Here is a 17339-nt window from a genome sequence, read left to right on the forward strand (position 1 = left end):
GCTCAGGCGCCGTTGTCGTTCCCAGCGGCCCGGCAAACGCTCCAGATCCAGTACTATGCGGAAGTGAGATCGCCTGTCGCGAAAGACGGAGGGGACCCCCTTCATCATCAAGTTCCGCAGCGCGCACTACCCGTACAGAAGCCGCCAAGGAGACCACATGTCCAACATCGCCGACCAGCTCAGCAATCTTGCCCAGAAGCTCGAGCGCACGAGAGACTCACTCTCCACCGAAGAAGCGACCAAGACAGCCCTCATCATGCCGTTCATTCAGAACGTTCTCGGCTTCGATGTCTTCGACGCTACAGAAGTGATTCCGGAGTTCGTCGCGGATGTTGGCATGAAGAAGGGTGAGAAGGTGGATTTCGCAATCGTAAACAACGACGAGATTGCGATCCTTATCGAATGCAAGAAGGTCGGCGAAGCACTGAACCTTGAGAACGCCGCACAACTCTTCCGATATTTTACAGTCACTTCTGCGCGAATCGCCATACTGACGAATGGAAATCAATACCAGCTCTACACTGACCTCGATGCGCCCAACAAAATGGATTCGAGACCGTTCCTGGAGCTGCAGCTGGACGATCTTGACTCCAGCCTTTTCCCTGAACTCGAGAAACTGCGCAAGACCAACTTCGACCTCGAGTCCGTCCTGTCGGCTGCGGAGGAGCTGAAGTATGTCTCCGCCGCCAAACGAGAGTTTGCAGCGGAAGCTCGCGAGATGTCCGATGACATAGCCAGCGTCATCCTTCCGCGGATCTACAGCGGACGCCTCACCGCCAAGGTTCGAGAACAGCTCACTCCTCTCGTAGCGAAGGGATACCTGCAGTTCATCTCGGACCAGGTGAATTATCGCCTCCAGACCGCACTGGGCGGGAGCCAAGGCGTGAAGGGGCCTGCACCGGAACTCCGGCAGGAGGACTCCGACGAGGAGGACAACGGACAGCAGCCGGACATCATCACAACCGCAGAAGAGATGCAGGGTCATCTCATCGTCCAAGCGATTCTCAGCCGCGAGTATGATCCCACACGCATCACCATGCGCGACACGAAGTCCTATTGCGGCATACTTCTTGACGACAACAATCGAAAGCCCATCTGTCGCTTCCACTTCCACAACACAGATAATCTTCGTCTCGAGCTCCTCGACGAGAATAAGAAGGGGACCCTCATCTATCTGAACGGCCTTCCGGAGATCTATCAGTATTCCGACCAGCTTCTGCAGGCAGCTGCTCGCTACGCATAAGGGCCACCATTCAGAGGTCGTTCCACCTCGTCGGTTCGGCAAACTAGCGAAGTGGAACGACCACTGAGCGAGAGCTGTGCGGCGGGCGACTAACCGGGACCGCCGCGCCCGACGCCCCAGGCACGCGCCGCGAGCCCACCCTCACACCAGCTCGTACTCCTCGAGCACCTCAGTCACGAGGGCGGCGATCGCGGAGCGCTCCGAGCGCATGAGGGTCACGTGTGCGAAGAGCGGGTGGCCCTTGAGCCTGTCGACCACCGCGGTGACGCCGTCATGGCGCCCCACCCGCAGGTTGTCCCGCTGCGCCACGTCATGGGTGAGCACCACCCGGGAGTTCGTGCCCAGCCGGGAGAGCACCGTCAGCAGCACCGCGCGCTCCAGTGACTGCGCCTCGTCGACGATGACGAAGGAGTCGTGCAGCGAACGGCCGCGGATGTGGGTGAGCGGCAGCACCTCGAGGATGCCCCGGTGCAGCACCTCGTCGATGACGTTCTGGCTCACCAGCGCACCCAGGGTGTCGAACACGGCCTCAGCCCACGGGTTCATCTTCTCGCCCTCGCTGCCGGGCAGGTAGCCGAGGTTCTGCCCGCCCACCGCGTACAGCGGCCGGAAGACCTTGATGGACGAGTGCGTCCGGTCCTCGAGCACCGCCTGCAGTCCGGCCATGAGCGCCAGCGCGGACTTCCCCGTCCCCGCGCGGCCGCCCAGGCTCACGATCCCCACGGATTCGTCGCTGAGGATGTCGATCGCCACGCGCTGCTCCGCGGACCTCCCCTGCACGCCGAAGACGTTCTGGTCCCCGCGCACCAGCTTGATCGCACCCGGGCTCGTGAGCCGCCCCAGCGCGGAGCCCCGCGGGCTGGAGAGCACCAGACCGGTGCCCACGACCTCGCCGTCCGCCCTGTCCGTGTGCAGCCGGCCCGTCTCGAACAGCCGGCCCATCTCCTCCTCGCTCAGATCCAGCGCCGCCATGCCCGTGTACTCGGCGTTCGCGGTCTGCTCGTTGCGGTACTCCTGCGCCGCGAGCCCCAGGGACGCCGCCTTCACCCGCATCGGCACGTCCTTGGTGACGACCACGACGGAGTCGCCCTCCGCCTGCAAGTTCCGCGCCACCGCGATGATGCGCGTGTCGTTCTCGCTGCGATCGAAGGCGAGGGGCAGCGCCGAGGCGTCGATGTGGTTGAGCTCGACCCGCACCGTGCCGCCGTCCTCCCCCACCGGAACCGGCGCGTCCAGCCGGCCGTGCGCCTCCCGCAGCTCGTCGAGCAGCCCCAGCGCACGGCGCGCCGTGAAGCCCAGCTCCGGATGGTGCCGCTTGCCCTCCAGCTCGGAGACCACCACCAGCGGGATCACCACCTCGTGCTCGGCGAACCTGAACATCGCCCGGGGGTCCGCGAGGAGGACCGAGGTGTCGAGAACGTACGTGACGGATGTGCTCACAGGGAGCTCCCTTTGCGTCATCGGATCGGAGCCGCACCGCGCGGCCGCGTGCGCCCCGTCTTCGACTCAGGCGCTGCCCACCGCCGCGGTGTGGGCCCGAGCCGGCTTCCTGCCGACGCTCCTCACGCTAGCGCCGGAGCACCCCGTGTCCGCAGAGACCGGGGAGTGCGTCGCATGACGATTGCGTGAAGAGCCGGTGTCCCGTCCATGTCTCCATCCGCATCGAGAATCCCGGCAGATTCCGATGCAGACTGAGACACCGGCGGGAAGCGCAGGAAGCGAGAGCCTACTTCCCGTAGCGCCGGCCCCTCTCCGCGTAGTCGCGCAGCGCACGCAGGAAGTCCGTGCGGCGGAAGGCCGGCCAGTAGACCTCGCAGAAGTAGAACTCCGTATAGGCGCTCTGCCAGATGAGGAACCCGGAGAGCCGCTGCTCCCCGGAGGAGCGGATGATGAGGTCCGGGTCCGGCTGGCCCTTGGTGTACAGGTGCTCGGAGATGCCCTGCTCCGTCACGCTCTCGATCGCCTCGGACAGGCTCATGCCGGCGGCCTCGCCCTCCCGCAGCAGCTCACGCACGGCCGTCACGATCTCCTGCCGTCCGCCGTAGCCGGCTGCGATGTTCACCCGGATCCGCGCGGGCTCCCGCCCGTTCTCGCGACCCGCGGAGGAGCGCGCGGCCGCCGTGAGCCTCTCCCGCAGCCCTTCCGGCAGCAGGCCCAGATCGCCCACCAGACGCACCTCGCAGCCGTCGCGGCCGGCGATGTCGTCGACGAGGTCCCCGATGATCGCGCCCAGCACGGAGACCTCCTCCTCGCTGCGCTGCAGATTCTCCTTGGAGAGGACGTAGAGGGTGACGACCTCGATGCCGAGCTCGTCGCACCAGTCGATGAACTGGAGGATCCGCTGCGCCCCGGCACGATGCCCGTCCGCGGTGGTCTGGCCGAACTCCTTGGCCCACCGCCGGTTGCCGTCCGTGATGACGCCCACGTGACGGGGCAGACGCCCGGTGGGCTCCAGCCCCGCTGCGATCCGCCTGTTGTAGAGACGGTAGAGCCATCTCGGGGGCTGGGGCTGCATGCGGCGGTCTCCTGGGAAGTGCGTGAGGCGAAGGCCGGGCGTTCTGCCGAGGCCGTACTCAGGCCCTCACTCTACTATCAGAGGATGGACCTCCTCACCGATCACCAAACGGCGCCGGGCACCGCACCGGGCACGAGCCCGCCCACCTCGACCGCCGCGCCGCCCGCCCCGGGACGCGGCTCCCACCGGCGCGCGGCCCTCCGCAAGGAGCTCACCAAGCTGGCGGGGCAGATCCGGCCCAGCTGGCGCGGCTGGATCCACGCCGCGGCGTTCCCCCTCGCCGTCCTCGGCGGGCTCGCCCTCGTCATCGTGTCCCCCACCATTCCCTCGCGCCTGGCCGCCGCGGTCTTCGCGGTGACCGGGATGCTGCTGTTCGGCACCTCCGCCGTGTACCACACAGGGCGGTGGCGGACGCGGATCAAGCTGCTGCTGAGGCGCTTCGACCACGCGAACATCTTCCTCGTCATCGCGGGCACCTACTCACCGCTGGCGGTGCTGTGCCTGCCGCCCCGCTCTGCGATCACCCTGCTGGCCGTCATGTGGACGGGCGCCCTGCTGGGCGTGGGCTTCCGGCTCCTGTGGACGACGGCACCGCGCTGGCTGTTCGTGCCGGTGTACGTGGCGATCGGCCTCGCCGGGGTGGGCTACGTGCCGGGCATCTGGACGGAGAGCCTCCCCGTGGGGATCCTCGTGGTCACCGGCGGCGCGCTCTACATCGCAGGGGCCGTGGTCTACGGCATCAAGCGGCCTGATCCCGCTCCGCGCGTGTTCGGCTACCACGAGATCTTCCACACCTTCACGGTGCTGGGCTACGGCTGCCACCTCGCGGCACTCCTCGTCGCGGCCTCGCATCACTACTGAGGCCGGTCCCGACTCGAACGCGGTGCGCGTTCCGCAGGCTCAGAACGCGCACCGGCGGGTCAGCCGTCCCGGTGCGGTTCGGGAATCGGCCCGGTGAGGGGCCCGCGCCCGAGGCCGGCGCACCGCACAGCAGCACCCCGCCTCCCCTGTCACACAGGGAGGCGGGGTGCGTCCGTCAGCGGCGTGCGAGCGGCCTCAGCGGTGTTCGGCGGCCGTCCCCGCTGCGTCGTCCTCCGGGGACTGCGCGGGCTCTGCCGTCTGTGCGGACCCGGCCGTCTGCGCCGGCGCGGCGTGCTCCTGCGCCCTGCGCGTCTCCCGCTCCACGGGGATAGGATGTCTGCGCACCACGCCCTCCCGTGCGCGCATCGCACGCTGCCGCCTGAGCAGGCTCCGCGCGAGCAGCACGACCGCCACGGCCAGGAGGAACGTCACGACGAAGCCGATGGTGCCGGGGGTCACGAGCTCCGCATCGGGGTAGGCGCCCTCACCGGGCGGGGCGGACTCCCCCGGCGCCGGGGACTGCGCGGCGAGGGTCACCGGGCCCGAGGCCCACATACCCGTCAGCGCGTGCGCCACGGACGCGGCGCTCATCCTGCGACCTCCTGCCGCACCATGAGGAGATCGGCGGGGACCCGTTCGCCGGAGTCGTAGAGCACGTCCGCGAACAGGTCGCTCTCGACGAAGTCCTCGTGCGGCAGGGGCTCACGGCCGGTGAGGTCGAGGGCCAGCTCGAACTCCTCGTAGGGCCAGTACTTCTTGGCCGCTTCCCGATGCCCCGCGAAGAAGCCGCCGTTGGGGTCAATCTGGGTGGCGTGGGACAGCAGCGCACGGTCCCGCACGTCGATGAACTCACCGCACGGAACGCTCGTGGACAGCCAGGTGTGGCGCTCCCGATCACGTTCCGCGAACCAGTCGAGTCTCTCCGCGAACGGCGACTCGAGGCCGTCGGCCAGCATCCGCTCGTGGATCGCTAGGAACTTCCGCCCGGAGAGGTCCTGGTTGTAGTAGACCTTCTGCACCTGCCAGGGCTCGCCCAGCTCCGGGTTGGCGTCCGGATCGGCCGCGCGCTCCACCGCGAGCATCGTCACGATGTGCGCCTTGATGTGGTCCGGGTGCGGATAGCCGCCCAGCTCGTCGTATGTCGTCACGACCTGGGGGCGCAGGCGCCGGATGAGCTCCACGAGGGGACGCGCGGCCACGTCGTCCGGCACGCGGTAGAAGACGCCCTTGGGGAGCAGTTCGTCGAAGTCGCCGTCCGGCAGGCCGGAGTCCACGTAGCCCACCCAGGCGTGGTCCACACCCAGCACTCGTGCGGCCGCGGCCATCTCCTCCCTGCGGAGGCCCGCGATGTCGCGGATGGCCGCCGGGGATCCCTCCAGTGCGGGGTTGAGGATGTCGCCGGCCTCGCCGCCCGTCATCGTCGCGACCGTGACCTGCGCACCGAGCGCCGCGTACTTGGCTGTCGTGGCAGCGCCCTTCGACGATTCGTCGTCCGGGTGCGCGTGCACGGCGAGCAGTCGCAGTCCGGCGTAGGGGCCGGGCTGTCTTGCTTCCCGCTTGTGCATGAGTCCTCCGTCGTGCAGTTCCTGCGCGCGGGGTGCGCACAGGCCCCTACAGGGTAGTCGGTGCGCGGCGCGACCGCACCTCAGCGGAGCTTCAGGAACCGCCCGGCGGACCCGGCCCCGGGGACCCGGAGCGAGGGCGGGGACGAGCGGGCCCGAGGCCGGTGCGGCGCACGCTCCGGCGTCTGCGAGAATGGGGGCGTGACCGCACAGGCAGACCTCTCCTCCCGCTACGGCAAGCGCACGCCCGCACGTCCGCCGGCCGCTCCCGGCGAGCGGGGACGCAGACCGCTGAAGCGCTCGGCCGCCTTCGCCGTCGTCGCCGCTCTCCTCGTGGCCTGCGGGGTGACCGCATGGTTCGCGTTCGCCCCCACGGGCACCCCCCAGGGCACCAAGAACATCAGCTATGACGTCGTCGACTCCACCCTCACCCTCGCGACGGTCTCCGTGGTGCCGGACGAGGAGCGAGACATCGTCTGCGGCGTCCAGGCGGTGAGCGAGCGCGATGCCGTGGTGGGCTACGTGGAGATGGAGGTGCCTGCGGATCCGCAGGCCGACACCACCCGGCCGGTGACCCTCCACGCGGAGATCGCCACCACCCAGCTGGCCTCCAGCGGCCACCTCGACACGTGCTGGTACGCGGACGATCCGCCGCAGTGAGGACGACCCTCTGAGCGGATGCGCCCGGGTCCGGTGCGGGGCCCACACGGCACCGCAGCCGCAGCGGCGCCCGCACTGCCGGAACAGGTCGCATTGCGCTCGTCGCTCAGGACATGCACAGGGACTCCGGTTGAGATGACGCTCACTCCCCGATAGGATCCGGTCTCAGGAACGATCCCGGATGGCAGACGTTGCCTCCGGGATCCTTCACTGTAGGAACGCGGGCCGTGGGGCCTGCGAGTCCGGGCCCGCACTCCAGGCGGGCCTTTCGCACACTAGGAGGAGAAATGACGGAAGAAGTCACCGGAGAGGAGACCTGGCTGAGCCAGGAGGCCTTCGACCGGCTCTCGCAGGAGCTCGAGAATCTCTCCGTGCAGGGCCGTGCGGACATCGCCGAGAAGATCGATGCGGCGCGCGAGGAGGGCGACCTCAAGGAGAACGGCGGCTACCACGCCGCGCGTGAGGAGCAGGGCAAGATCGAGGCCCGCATCCGCCAGCTGGAGCACCTCCTCCGTCACGCCAAGGTCGGCGGAGCCAGCACGGACCTCAGTGCGGCCTCGCCGGGCACGGTCATCACCGCCAAGGTCGCCAGCAGGGAGATGCGCTTCCTGCTGGGGTCCCGGGAGATCGTCGGCACGGACTCGGAGATCGACGTCGTCTCCGAGGCCTCCCCGCTCGGTGCCGCCGTCAACGGCACCAAGGTGGGCGAGTCGACCTCCTACGAGGCGCCCAACGGCAAGTCCATCACCGTCACGGTGGAGAAGGTCGAGCCCTTCTCCTGAGCCGACGGGAACGGCGAGGGGCCGGCGGGAAGATCCTTCCCGCCGGCCCCTCGCCGTCTCTGCGCGCAGAGTCAGCCGCCCGAGGGCCGGCCGCCCCCACCGTCCGCCGGTGAGTCGCCGGGCGCCTCGCCCATGCCGCGCCCGGGGCCGCCTGCCGCGTCTCCGTCGCCGGCGGAGGCGGGGTCCGCGGCCTCACCCGTGCGCGCCTGTTCCGGGACGCGCGCACCCACGGCCTCGGCCGCCTTCTCCGCAGCCTTCGCCGCAGCTCTGTCCGCCGTCGTCTCCGCGGAGGCGGCGGGGCCGGTGTCCGTCTCCGGGTCCTCGTCCAGTTCGACCACCTCGTCCCCGCGCCCCACGAAGCTCTTGACGACGGTGTTCGCCACCGCCACCGCCGGCACGGCGAAGACCATGCCCAGGATGCCGGCGAGGAAGCCGCCCGCGGCCACGGCGAGCACCACGGCCAGCGGGTGGACGGAGACCGCACGGCCCATGATGAGGGGCTGCAGCACGTTGGACTCGATCTGCTGCACCGCCAGGACGATCGCCAGCATGATGATCGCGGTGACGAAGCCGTCGGACACCAGAGCCACCAGGACGGCGATCACGCCGGTGAGGACGGCGCCCACGATGGGCACGAACGAGGCGATGAAGACCATGAGCGTCAGCGGGATCACCAGGGGCAGGCCCAGGATGAACGCGCCCAGGCCGATCCCGATCGCGTCGATCCCGGCGACGATGATCTGCACGCGCACGTACTGGACGAGGGTCTGCCAGCCGCGCAGCAGCGCCCCCTCCGTCTTGGCCCGCGCAGGTTCGGGGAGCAGCCGGATGCCCCACGAGAAGATCTGCCGCCCGTCCTTGATGAGGAAGAAGGCGGTGAAGAGGGTGAGGACGAGCGCGGTGAAGAAGCTGCCCACACTCATCACCGCGCCGGCCGCGCCGCCGGCCAGGTTGGAGGCGTTGTTCTCGAGGTAGTGGACGCCCTGGTCCACGGCCGCGTCGAGCTGCTCGGAGATGATCGAGGAGTCGAGCCCGAACGGATTGGAGTTCAGCCAGTCGGAGATCGTGAGGAAGCCCTTGACGACCTGGCCCCAGAGGTCCTGGAAGCCCACGACCATCTGCTGCCCCACGAGCGCAAGCAGACCGGCCACCAGCACGATGAAGCCCACGAACACCGTCGCGGCGGCCAGCGCCTTGGGCCAGCCCTTGCGGACCAGCACACCGTTGAGCGGGCTCAGGAGTGCCGCCAGCAGCAGGGCGATGAGCGCGGGCATGACCACGACGGAGACCTTGGACAGCAGCCAGCCGGCCACTCCGATCGCCGCGACCACCACGATCCCCCGCCAGCTCCACGCGGCGGCCAGCCTCATCGACGGGGAGACGTACGGCTCGTACGCCCCCCTGCCCAGCTCGTCCTCGGTGGGTTCCGAGAACTCCAACGGGCCCGCCGCGGGCGCCCCCAGCAGCGGACCTCCCTGCGGCTCCCCCCGGAAGCTCCTGAGTCCGCGCCATGCATTCTGCAGGCGCTGTGAAACGCCTGGTCTCTGCTCCTCTGCCATGCTCACAGACTAGTACGGCAGCGGACACTCTGCGGGGTGGAAGTCAGCGGGAACGCTGGGAATACCCGCTTCCCCGCCATCACCGCCGACGGCGATAGGCTCTAGGCGGCACGGACGCGGAGTGGAGAGGAGACGGCATGCGACGCAGGGCCACGGCAGCCGTCGTCGCGTTCCTGGGCGTGCCGGTGGTGCTCGCCAGCGCCGGCACCGCACTGCTCAACGCGCAGGCCGCCCGCCTGCGGCGCGAGTTCGACGCCGCACGCGGCCCGGAGGGCGTCGCACAGGTCCACCGGAGCGTGGTCCGCAGCGATGCGGCCCGCGGCGTGCACGACGCCCACGGCGGGCCCGCGTCCCACCGGAGCGCACCCCCTGACCCGCACGGCACCGCCTCCCCCGAGGCCGCGCTCGCGGTGATCGGCGATTCCTGGGTCGCGGGCACGGGACCCGCGGACCCGCCCGCGCTCATGGCGCGCGGCCTCGCGGCCCTCACGGGTGCGGACGTGCGCCTGTCCGCCTGCGCCCGGCCGTCCGCCCGTGCCGACGAGGTGGCCGACCAGGTCGACCGGGTGCTCGCGGACCCGCACCAGGCACGGGCCGGCGAGCTCCGGATCGCCGTCGTCTCGATGGGCACCGGGGACGTCCTGCACCCCGTCACCGGTTCGATCTCGCTGGGCGTGCTCACCTCCGCGCTTACCCGGCTGCAGCGCGAGGGCTATGCCGTCATCGTCCTGTGCTGCCCCAACCTCTCCTCCCTCCCGGGGATGCGGAATCCCCTGCGCACCGTCGTCCGCCGCTACTCCCGCGTGCTCGCCGGCTCCCAGTGGCTCGCAGCGGTCGCCGCGGGCGCTCTGCCGCTGTCCACCACCCGGATCCTCTCCGGCACCACCCGCGTGGGCCTGCTGGCGCCCTCCGGACACCACCCCAGCCGCCTGGGCAGCGCACAGCTGGCCGCTGCGGTGCTCACCGCGCTCGCCGACCGCATGGACTCCCCCCGCGCCTCCGTCCCCGTTCCCGAGGCGGAGCTGGAGGACTCCGGCTCCGCGGCCCCTCCTGCACCTCCGCCCGCTCCCCACTCCGAGGACGACGACCTGTGACCGCCTCCCCCGTCCCCACCGCACCCCGCCTGCTCCTGGCCTCCGCCTCGCCCTCACGGCGGCGCATCCTGCGCTCGGCGGGGATCGACCCCCTCGTGCACGCGTCCGCCGTGGACGAGGACGCGCTCGAGGCCGCACATCCCGGGGCCTCCGTGCGCGAACTCGTGGGCATCCTCGCCGAGGCCAAGGCCCGCGCCGTGGCAGACGCCCTCACAGCGACGCATCCCGCCCCTCTGCTGCCGGAGCTCGCGGACCGCGGCGACGGCCAGGCTCCGCGTTCACTCGTCCTCGTCGCCTGCGACTCCGTCCTCGAGCTGGACGGGGAGGCCGTCGGGAAGCCGCACACCGCCGACCGCACCCGCGCGCTCTGGGCGCGGATGGCCGGCACCTCGCCCGTGCTCTGGAGCGCGCACTGGGCGGGCCTCCTCACCCGCGAGACGGCAGACGCCCCCTGGCACCTCGCCGATCACCGGGCCTCCTCCGCCGCCACGACGGTGCACCTGGCCTCCCCCACGCACGCGGAGCTCGAGGCCTACATCGCCACCGAGGAGCCCTTCGAGGTGGCGGGCGCGCTCACGATCGACGGCCTCGGCGGCGCGTTCGTCACCGGCATCGAGGGCGATCACCACAATGTGATCGGCCTGAGCCTGCCCCTGCTGCGCCGGATGCTCATGGAGATGGGCCTCCGCTGGACGGATCTCTGGACGAGCGGGACCGCGGCCGCGGCCATGACCGGCGCGGCGACCCCCGAGGCCGGGGGCACCGCGCGCCCCTGAACCGCGGAGCGGCCCCGCACGGGCCGAAAACCACAGCACTTCCCCTCCGTGCGAAGCGCAGCGCCGGGAATTGTCGGCATCCGACAAAGGGTTCGCGTTCACCCATATATTCGGCGAGGCTGTCCAGCAGTCGTGCTGCGGTCTCCGCAGCTGAGCCCCTGCTTCCACCCGCCGAGGAGAACCGATGACCGCAATGCCGATGACGGACGCCCCCGCACCCGCATCCGGATCGCGCCCCCTCACCCGCGTGCTGATCGCCAACCGCGGTGAGATCGCGCTCCGCGTCATCCGCGCATGCCGCGACCTGGGGCTGGCCTCCGTCGCGGTCTACACCGCCGCGGACGCCCGCTCCGCCTACGTGGAGCTGGCCGACGACGCCTACCGCCTCGAGGGCACCGGCCCCCAGGAGACCTTCCTCTCCATCCCCGCCCTTCTCGCGATCGCCCACCGCGCGGGCGCGGACGCCGTGCACCCGGGCTACGGCTACCTCGCGGAGAGCGGCGAGTTCGCCGCCGCCGTCACCGCCGCCGGCCTCACCTGGGTGGGACCCAGCGAGTCCGCGATCACCGCGCTCGGCGACAAGACCGGCGCACGTGCCGTCGCCGAGGCGGTGGGAGCTCCCATCGCCCGCGGCTCCGCCGGCGCCGTGGACGGCGTCGAGGAGGCCCTGCGCATCGCCGAGGAGATCGGCTTCCCCGTGGCCGTCAAGGCCGTGCACGGCGGCGGCGGGCGCGGCTTCCGCACCGCCGCGGACGCCCGCGAGCTGCCCACCGCGTTCGAGGCCGCCTCCCGTGAGGCCGCCGCCGCCTTCGGCCGCGGCGAGTGCCTCATCGAGCAGCAGATCGTCGCGCCCCGTCACATCGAGACCCAGTGCCTGGCGGACGCCCACGGCACCGTCCGCGTCCTCTCCACCCGCGACTGCTCGCTGCAGCGCCGCAACCAGAAGGTCGTCGAGGAGGCGCCCGCCCCCGGCCTCACGGCGGAACAGGAGCAGGTGCTCGCCGAGGCCTCGGCGAGCATCCTCTCCCACGTGGGCTACGTGGGCGCCGCCACCTGCGAGTTCCTCCTCGGCGCGGACGGCCGCCTGTCCTTCATGGAGGCCAATGCCCGCATCCAGGTGGAGCACACCGTCACGGAGGAGGTCACCGGTGTGGACCTCGTCGCTTGGCAGCTGAGGATCGCCGCGGGAGAGCGACTCCCGGAGGCGTTCCCCGCGCCCCGCGGGCACGCCTTCCAGTTCCGCATCAACGCGGAGGATCCCGCGGGGGGCTTCTTCCCCTCGACCGGCACCATCACCGCCTGCCGCGAGCCGGCGGGCCCGGGCGTGCGCATGGACTCCGGCGTGACGGAGGGCTTCCACGTGGGCACGGACTTCGACCCCATGCTCGCGAAGCTCGTCGTCACCGGTGAGGACCGCGAGGCCGCGCTCGCCCGCAGCCGCCGCGCGCTGGACGAGTACCGGCTCGAGGGAGTGGCCACGCTCCTCCCCCTCCACCGCGCGCTCGTCGACGCGCCCGCCTTCGCCGGCAGCGGTCACACGGTGCACACCCGCTGGCTCGAGGAGGACTTCATGCCCGGCTGGACCGCCTCCCTCACTCCTGCCGAGCAGAACGGCGCGGCCGCCCCGGCGGAGGACGTCGAGGTCGTCGTCGAGGTCGACGGGCACCGGCTCACGGTCTGCGTGCCCGCCGCCCTCGCCGCTCCTCCTGCGCCGGAGCGGCGGAGGAGCCGCCGGATCTCCCGCCGCGGCACCACCGTCGCACAGGACATCTCCGGCCTCACCGCACCCATGCAGGGGACCATCGTCGCGGTGGACGTCTCCCCCGGGGACCGGGTCTCCGCCGGTGACCGGCTGGCCGTCATCGAGGCGATGAAGATGGAGCAGCCGCTCAAGGCGCCGCAGGACGCCGTGGTGAAGTCCGTGGCCGTGGCAGCGGGCGCCGGCGTGCGCTCCGGGGACATGCTCATCGAGTTCGAGGACTGAGCGCGGGACGGCAGTCCCCTGACAACGCCGCGCACCCCGCACTCGATGAGTGCGGGGTGCGCTGTGTGTGGAGCCCTGCTCAGGCCTGGTGGTGGTGCAGCTTCCGCGCCGCCTCCGTGACGGAGCCGGACAGCGAGGGGTAGACCACGAACGTGGAGGCGAGCTGATCGACCGTCAGCCGGTTCTCCACCGCCATCGTGATGGGCAGGATGAGGTCGCTGGCCCGCGGGCCCACCACCACGCCGCCCATCACAGAGCCGGAGCCGCGGCGGCAGAAGATCTTCACGAAGCCCTCCTCGATGCCCAGCATCTTGGCACGCGCGTTCGTGTGCAGCGGCTGCGTGACCGTCTCGATGTCATGGGCGTCGTTGCGGTAGTCCGACTGGGTGAAGCCCACCGTCGCGATCTCCGGCTGGGTGAACACGTTCGAGGCGACGTTGCGCAGCCGCAGCGGGACCACCGCATCGCCCAGCGCGTGGAACATTGCGATGCGCCCCTGCATCGCCGCGACGGAGGCCAGCGGCATGACGTTGGTGCAGTCGCCGGCGGCGTAGATCCCCGGCGAGGAGGTCCGCGAGACGCCGTCCACCTGGATGTGGCCGCTCTCCGTGCGGAGGATCCCCACGGTGTCGAGTCCCACCTCATCCGTGTTGGGCACGGACCCCACCGCCATGAGGCAGTGGCTGGCCTTGACGATGCGGCCGTCGGCGAGCGTGACGACGACGCCGCCGGTCTCCTCGTCACGCACCACGGAGTCCGCGCGGGAGCGCGAGAGCACGTTCATGCCGCGGGAGCGGAAGACGTTCTCCAGCACCTCCGCGGCGTCCTCGTCCTCACCGGGCAGCACCCGGTCGCGGGAGGAGACGAGGGTCACCCTGCAGCCCAGCTCGTTGTAGGCGGAGGCGAACTCTGCACCGGTCACGCCGGAGCCCACGACGACGAGGTGTTCGGGCATCTCCTCGAGGCCGTACAGCTGCGTCCAGGTGAGGATGCGCTCCCCGTCCGGGAGCGCGGTGGGCAGCTCACGGGGATGCGCTCCGACGGAGACGAGGATCGTGTCCGCCTCGAGCTCGTACTCGGCACCGGTCGTCTCCGTGACCGCCACGCGTCCGCGGCCCACGATGCGGGCGGAACCGCCGATCACCTTCACCCCGGCTCGCACGAGCCCGTCGTGGATGTCCGTCGCCTGCGCGTCCGCCAGGCCCAGGATCCGCCGGTTGATGGCCGAGAGGTCCGCGCTCACGGGGCCCGGCCCCTCGGACCCGCCCGCCGGGAGCTCCTCGGCCGAGGCGCACAGGCCGAAGTCCCCGCCGCGATTGGACTGGCCCATCACCTCGGCGGTCGCGATGAGCGACTTCGAGGGCACCACGTCCGTGAGCACGGCGGAGCCGCCGCAGCGGTTGCGTTCGATGAGCATGACGTCCGCGCCCAGCTGTGCGGCGATGAGGGCCGCCTCGTAGCCTCCGGGCCCGGCGCCGATGATGACGACACGGTTCTGCGAGCGATCCAGTACATTCTTCACCGGGCCATTGTGTCAGAGCCCAGCATGCTCGCCGACATCCCCTACGGCACCGCCTACAGCACCACCGAGCGCTCGGTGTGGATCTGCGCGATCTCCCGGTAGCTGCGCCAGTTGCGGTCGATGTGCGCCAGGCCCTCCTCGTCGAGCTCCCGGCGGACCTTGCCCGGCACTCCCGCCACCAGCGAGCCCTGCGGGATCTCGACGCCCTCGAGCACGAGCGCACCGGCGGCGACGAGGGTGTGGGAGCCCACCACCGCGCCGTTGAGGACCGTCGACTTCATCCCGATCAGGCAGTCGTCCTCGACCGTGGAGCCGTGGATCATCGCGGCGTGGCCGATCGAGACGCGAGAGCCCACCCGCACGTCGAAGCCCGGATCGCAGTGCATGACGGTGTTGTCCTGCACATTGGTGTCCTCGCCGATCGTGATCGAGGCGCGTTCGGCCCGCAGCACGCAGCCGTAGAACACAGAGGCGCGCGCGCCGATGCGCACATCGCCGATGAGCGTGACGCCCGGGGCGACGAATGCGGTCTCATGGATCTGCGGAGCACGGCCGTCGACCTCGATGAGGCGGACGTCTCCAAGACGGCCGGGACGGACCGGGCCGGTGGCCGCGGGTGCGGAGGACGACGGTGCGGAGGCGGGGGCGGCAGTGCCCTCAGCGTGGTTTCGGCTCATGCCTGTCAATCCAATCACACCTTGTTTCCTGTCAGAAACTTCACACGCCGAACGTCTTGTGGCGGTCTGTCCCGCGTGTGATCCTGGGGGCACACCGTTTCTACCGCCCGTAGTCTTCGTGCTCCGAAGCCCCTCCCGGCACTCCGCGAGGGTCAGGACGCGGGCACCCCCTACTCCCGAGAGGAATCCATGGACTGGCGCCATCGTGCAGCGTGTCTGAATGAGGATCCTGAGCTGTTCTTCCCCATCGGCAACACCGGCCCCGCTCTGCTTCAGATCGAAGAGGCCAAGAAGGTCTGCCGCCGCTGCGAGGTCGTGGAGACCTGCCTGCAGTGGGCACTCGAGAGCGGCCAGGACGCCGGCGTCTGGGGAGGCATGAGCGAGGACGAGCGCCGTGCGCTCAAGCGCCGCGCCGCCCGCGCCCGCCGCGCAGGCTGAGCCTCACCGCAGGCTCGCCGCCCAGCCCGCGCCGCACGCCGCAGCGGTGATCCGCTGCCGGGAGACCCAGGCCGAGGGCCCGTCCTCAGGACGGGCCCTCGGCCTTCTCCCTGCCCTCAGGCCCGGGGCTCCACCGGGGTGAGGTCCACCTCGATCACGACCTCGGTGCCGCCGCCGTCCCGCTCGTGCCACTCGATGGAACCGCGCAGGTCCGAGGTGATGAGCGTCCGCACGATCTGGGTGCCGAGGCCGTTGCCCGGCGGGGTCTGCGGGGTCCGGCCGGTTCCCGTGGGCAGCCCGGCCCCGTCGTCGAGGATGCGCAGGCGCAGATGGTTCCCGTGCCTCTCCGGCCGTACCTCCACAGAGCCGGAGACCGGCTGCGGGTTCTCGCCGTCCACCGGGAAGCCGTGCTCCACCGCGTTCGTGACGAGCTCCGTCACTGCCAGCAGCAGCGGCGAGGCGTCCTCGGCGCCGATGGGCCCGAAGCTAGCCGAGCGCGTGAGTTCGAGGTCCACGAGCGGGGACGACAGGTCCGGCGTGAGCCGCAGCCCGCGGTCCACCAGGTCGTCGAACTCCACGGACTCGTCCATCGACTGGCTGAGCGCGTCGTGGACGACGGCGATGACGGAGACCCTGCGCATCGCCTCCTCGATGGCCGACCGGGCGTCGGCGGACGACACCCGGCGCGCCTGCAGCCGCAGGAGCGCGGAGACCGTCTGGAGGTTGTTCTTCACCCTGTGGTGCATCTCGCGGATCATCGCGTCGCGGCTGAGCAGCTCGCGCTCGCGCCTGCGGATCTCCGAGACGTCCCGGGCGAGGATCACCGCCCCGGTCCGATTGCCCTCCCGCATGAGCGGGATGGAGCGCAGGGAGATGCTGGCCCGGCCGGACTCGATCTCCGAGCGCCACGGGGCGCGGCCGGTGAGCACCAGCGGCAGGGACTCGTCGACCGTGCCGCGCTGGGCCACCAGCTCGTCGACGAGGTCCGCCAGGTAGCGGCCCTCGATGTCCCCCTCCGACCCCAGCCGGTAGAGCACGGACACCCCGTTGGGCGAGGCGTAGCGGATCCGCCCCTCGCGGTTGAGCAGCAGCAGGCCGTCGCCCACCCGGGGCTCACCGCGCTTGGCGCTCGAGGGCAGCTCCGGGGGCGGGAACGAGCCCTCCCCCACCATGTCCAGCAGCGAGGCCGCACAGGCGCGGTAGTTCCGCTCGAACCGGGACACCCCGCTGCGCTTGGACTCCTCCGTGTGGCGGGTGAGCACCGCGATGATGCGGCCGTCGTGGCGCACCGGCACCACATCGGCCTTGGCGAACTGCGAGCCGTCGTCGTCCGCGATCACCGTCACGCCCTCCGTGAGGGCGCGGACGAGCAGCTCCCGGTGGCGGGGCGGCGGCTTCTCCCCCACCGCGTCCACCGGGAAGACGGTGGAGCCGGTGGTGGGACGGCAGTGCGCCACGGCGACGAAATCGGGGCCGTCCCCGTCCTCGGGCCGCCCCGCCGCCTGCCTGCGGTCCACCCACAGCACCAGGTCCGCGAACGAGAGGTCCGCGATGAGCTGCCAGTCCCCTATGAGGAGGTGCAGGCGCTCGAGGTCCCCCTCGTCGAACCCGCTCTCGCGGAGCTGTCCCAGCACGCTCATTCGCTCCCCCTGTCCGGACGTCCGGC

General features: G+C 70.8%; 16 protein-coding genes. 8 read left to right on the top strand and 8 right to left on the bottom strand.

Annotation, left to right across the window (positions count from 1 at the left end; all coding sequences use genetic code 11):
* Positions 1–157 precede the first annotated feature (157 nt).
* On the top strand, positions 158–1243 hold the full coding sequence (locus tag ABD240_RS00075) for a type I restriction endonuclease (RefSeq protein WP_344334251.1): 1086 nt from the start codon (positions 158–160) through the stop codon (positions 1241–1243).
* Between the two features lie 141 nt (positions 1244–1384).
* On the opposite strand, the gene phoH2 is transcribed toward ABD240_RS00075, so the two are convergent.
* Positions 1385–2704, bottom strand: a complete 1320-nt coding sequence (gene phoH2 / locus ABD240_RS00080; protein ID WP_344334253.1) for an RNA 5'-3' helicase PhoH2 — start codon at positions 2702–2704, stop codon at positions 1385–1387.
* Between the two features lie 265 nt (positions 2705–2969).
* The gene (uppS, locus tag ABD240_RS00085) at positions 2970–3758 is read right to left on the bottom strand and encodes a polyprenyl diphosphate synthase (protein ID WP_291795324.1); all 789 of its coding nucleotides are present in this window, start codon (positions 3756–3758) and stop codon (positions 2970–2972) included.
* Between the two features lie 84 nt (positions 3759–3842).
* Between uppS and trhA the strand changes: the two genes are divergently transcribed.
* The gene (trhA, locus tag ABD240_RS00090; RefSeq protein WP_344334257.1) at positions 3843–4619 is read left to right on the top strand and encodes a PAQR family membrane homeostasis protein TrhA; all 777 of its coding nucleotides are present in this window, start codon (positions 3843–3845) and stop codon (positions 4617–4619) included.
* 195 nt (positions 4620–4814) lie between these two features.
* Here trhA and ABD240_RS00095 read toward each other — a convergent pair whose 3' ends face one another.
* Together ABD240_RS00095 and mca are read right to left on the bottom strand one after the other, a co-directional pair.
* The gene (locus tag ABD240_RS00095) at positions 4815–5210 is read right to left on the bottom strand and encodes a hypothetical protein (protein WP_344334258.1); all 396 of its coding nucleotides are present in this window, start codon (positions 5208–5210) and stop codon (positions 4815–4817) included.
* Positions 5207–6184 (bottom strand): mycothiol conjugate amidase Mca, encoded by a 978-nt coding sequence (mca, locus tag ABD240_RS00100; protein ID WP_344334259.1) that lies wholly within the window; start codon positions 6182–6184, stop codon positions 5207–5209. Before mca ends, ABD240_RS00095 begins: the two co-directional genes overlap by 4 nt.
* 198 nt (positions 6185–6382) lie before the next feature.
* Between mca and ABD240_RS00105 the strand changes: the two genes are divergently transcribed.
* The gene (locus ABD240_RS00105; protein WP_291795315.1) at positions 6383–6841 is read left to right on the top strand and encodes a DUF4307 domain-containing protein; all 459 of its coding nucleotides are present in this window, start codon (positions 6383–6385) and stop codon (positions 6839–6841) included.
* 287 nt (positions 6842–7128) lie between these two features.
* Complete coding sequence (gene greA, locus ABD240_RS00110; RefSeq protein ID WP_291795313.1) at positions 7129–7623, top strand: transcription elongation factor GreA; 495 nt, start codon at positions 7129–7131, stop codon at positions 7621–7623.
* Positions 7624–7694: 71 nt separating this feature from the next.
* Here the strand turns inward: greA and ABD240_RS00115 are convergent, their stop codons facing one another.
* Positions 7695–9182, bottom strand: a complete 1488-nt coding sequence (locus tag ABD240_RS00115; protein ID WP_344334262.1) for an AI-2E family transporter — start codon at positions 9180–9182, stop codon at positions 7695–7697.
* 137 nt (positions 9183–9319) lie between these two features.
* Between ABD240_RS00115 and ABD240_RS00120 the strand changes: the two genes are divergently transcribed.
* From ABD240_RS00120 to ABD240_RS00130, 3 genes are all read left to right on the top strand, one after another.
* Positions 9320–10276, top strand: a complete 957-nt coding sequence (locus ABD240_RS00120; protein ID WP_344334264.1) for an SGNH/GDSL hydrolase family protein — start codon at positions 9320–9322, stop codon at positions 10274–10276.
* Positions 10273–11052, top strand: coding sequence for a Maf family protein (locus ABD240_RS00125; protein ID WP_344334266.1), 780 nt, complete (start codon positions 10273–10275; stop codon positions 11050–11052). Before ABD240_RS00120 ends, ABD240_RS00125 begins: the two co-directional genes overlap by 4 nt.
* 184 nt (positions 11053–11236) lie before the next feature.
* Positions 11237–13036 carry an acetyl/propionyl/methylcrotonyl-CoA carboxylase subunit alpha gene (locus ABD240_RS00130; protein WP_344334267.1) on the top strand — a complete coding sequence of 600 codons (1800 nt, stop codon included), beginning with the start codon at positions 11237–11239 and terminating at the stop codon, positions 13034–13036.
* Positions 13037–13115: 79 nt separating this feature from the next.
* Here ABD240_RS00130 and ABD240_RS00135 read toward each other — a convergent pair whose 3' ends face one another.
* Positions 13116–14558, bottom strand: coding sequence for an NAD(P)H-quinone dehydrogenase (locus ABD240_RS00135; protein WP_291795451.1), 1443 nt, complete (start codon positions 14556–14558; stop codon positions 13116–13118).
* Positions 14559–14611: 53 nt separating this feature from the next.
* Positions 14612–15235 carry a gamma carbonic anhydrase family protein gene (locus ABD240_RS00140; protein ID WP_344334270.1) on the bottom strand — a complete coding sequence of 208 codons (624 nt, stop codon included), beginning with the start codon at positions 15233–15235 and terminating at the stop codon, positions 14612–14614.
* A gap of 189 nt (positions 15236–15424) precedes the next feature.
* Here ABD240_RS00140 and ABD240_RS00145 point away from each other — a divergent pair, with 189 nt between their 5' ends.
* Positions 15425–15673, top strand: a complete 249-nt coding sequence (locus ABD240_RS00145) for a WhiB family transcriptional regulator (protein ID WP_291795457.1) — start codon at positions 15425–15427, stop codon at positions 15671–15673.
* A gap of 116 nt (positions 15674–15789) precedes the next feature.
* On the opposite strand, the gene ABD240_RS00150 is transcribed toward ABD240_RS00145, so the two are convergent.
* Positions 15790–17313 (bottom strand): sensor histidine kinase, encoded by a 1524-nt coding sequence (locus ABD240_RS00150; RefSeq protein ID WP_344334272.1) that lies wholly within the window; start codon positions 17311–17313, stop codon positions 15790–15792.
* Positions 17314–17339: the final 26 nt, after the last annotated feature.

Source organism: Brevibacterium salitolerans (genome assembly GCF_039531405.1).
GTDB classification, from domain to species: domain Bacteria; phylum Actinomycetota; class Actinomycetes; order Actinomycetales; family Brevibacteriaceae; genus Brevibacterium; species Brevibacterium salitolerans.

What these genes read in the sequence shown, in the direction of transcription:
- ABD240_RS00075 (WP_344334251.1), top strand. Translation starts at nt 158, where the DNA reads ATGTCCAACATCGCCGACCAGCTCAGCAATCTTGCCCAGAAGCTCGAG.
- phoH2 (WP_344334253.1), bottom strand. Translation starts at nt 2,704, where the DNA reads ATGACGCAAAGGGAGCTCCCTGTGAGCACATCCGTCACGTACGTTCTC.
- uppS (WP_291795324.1), bottom strand. Translation starts at nt 3,758, where the DNA reads ATGCAGCCCCAGCCCCCGAGATGGCTCTACCGTCTCTACAACAGGCGG.
- trhA (WP_344334257.1), top strand. Translation starts at nt 3,843, where the DNA reads ATGGACCTCCTCACCGATCACCAAACGGCGCCGGGCACCGCACCGGGC.
- ABD240_RS00095 (WP_344334258.1), bottom strand. Translation starts at nt 5,210, where the DNA reads ATGAGCGCCGCGTCCGTGGCGCACGCGCTGACGGGTATGTGGGCCTCG.
- mca (WP_344334259.1), bottom strand. Translation starts at nt 6,184, where the DNA reads ATGCACAAGCGGGAAGCAAGACAGCCCGGCCCCTACGCCGGACTGCGA.
- greA (WP_291795313.1), top strand. Translation starts at nt 7,129, where the DNA reads ATGACGGAAGAAGTCACCGGAGAGGAGACCTGGCTGAGCCAGGAGGCC.
- ABD240_RS00115 (WP_344334262.1), bottom strand. Translation starts at nt 9,182, where the DNA reads ATGGCAGAGGAGCAGAGACCAGGCGTTTCACAGCGCCTGCAGAATGCA.
- ABD240_RS00120 (WP_344334264.1), top strand. Translation starts at nt 9,320, where the DNA reads ATGCGACGCAGGGCCACGGCAGCCGTCGTCGCGTTCCTGGGCGTGCCG.
- ABD240_RS00130 (WP_344334267.1), top strand. Translation starts at nt 11,237, where the DNA reads ATGACCGCAATGCCGATGACGGACGCCCCCGCACCCGCATCCGGATCG.
- ABD240_RS00140 (WP_344334270.1), bottom strand. Translation starts at nt 15,235, where the DNA reads ATGAGCCGAAACCACGCTGAGGGCACTGCCGCCCCCGCCTCCGCACCG.
- ABD240_RS00145 (WP_291795457.1), top strand. Translation starts at nt 15,425, where the DNA reads ATGGACTGGCGCCATCGTGCAGCGTGTCTGAATGAGGATCCTGAGCTG.
- ABD240_RS00150 (WP_344334272.1), bottom strand. Translation starts at nt 17,313, where the DNA reads ATGAGCGTGCTGGGACAGCTCCGCGAGAGCGGGTTCGACGAGGGGGAC.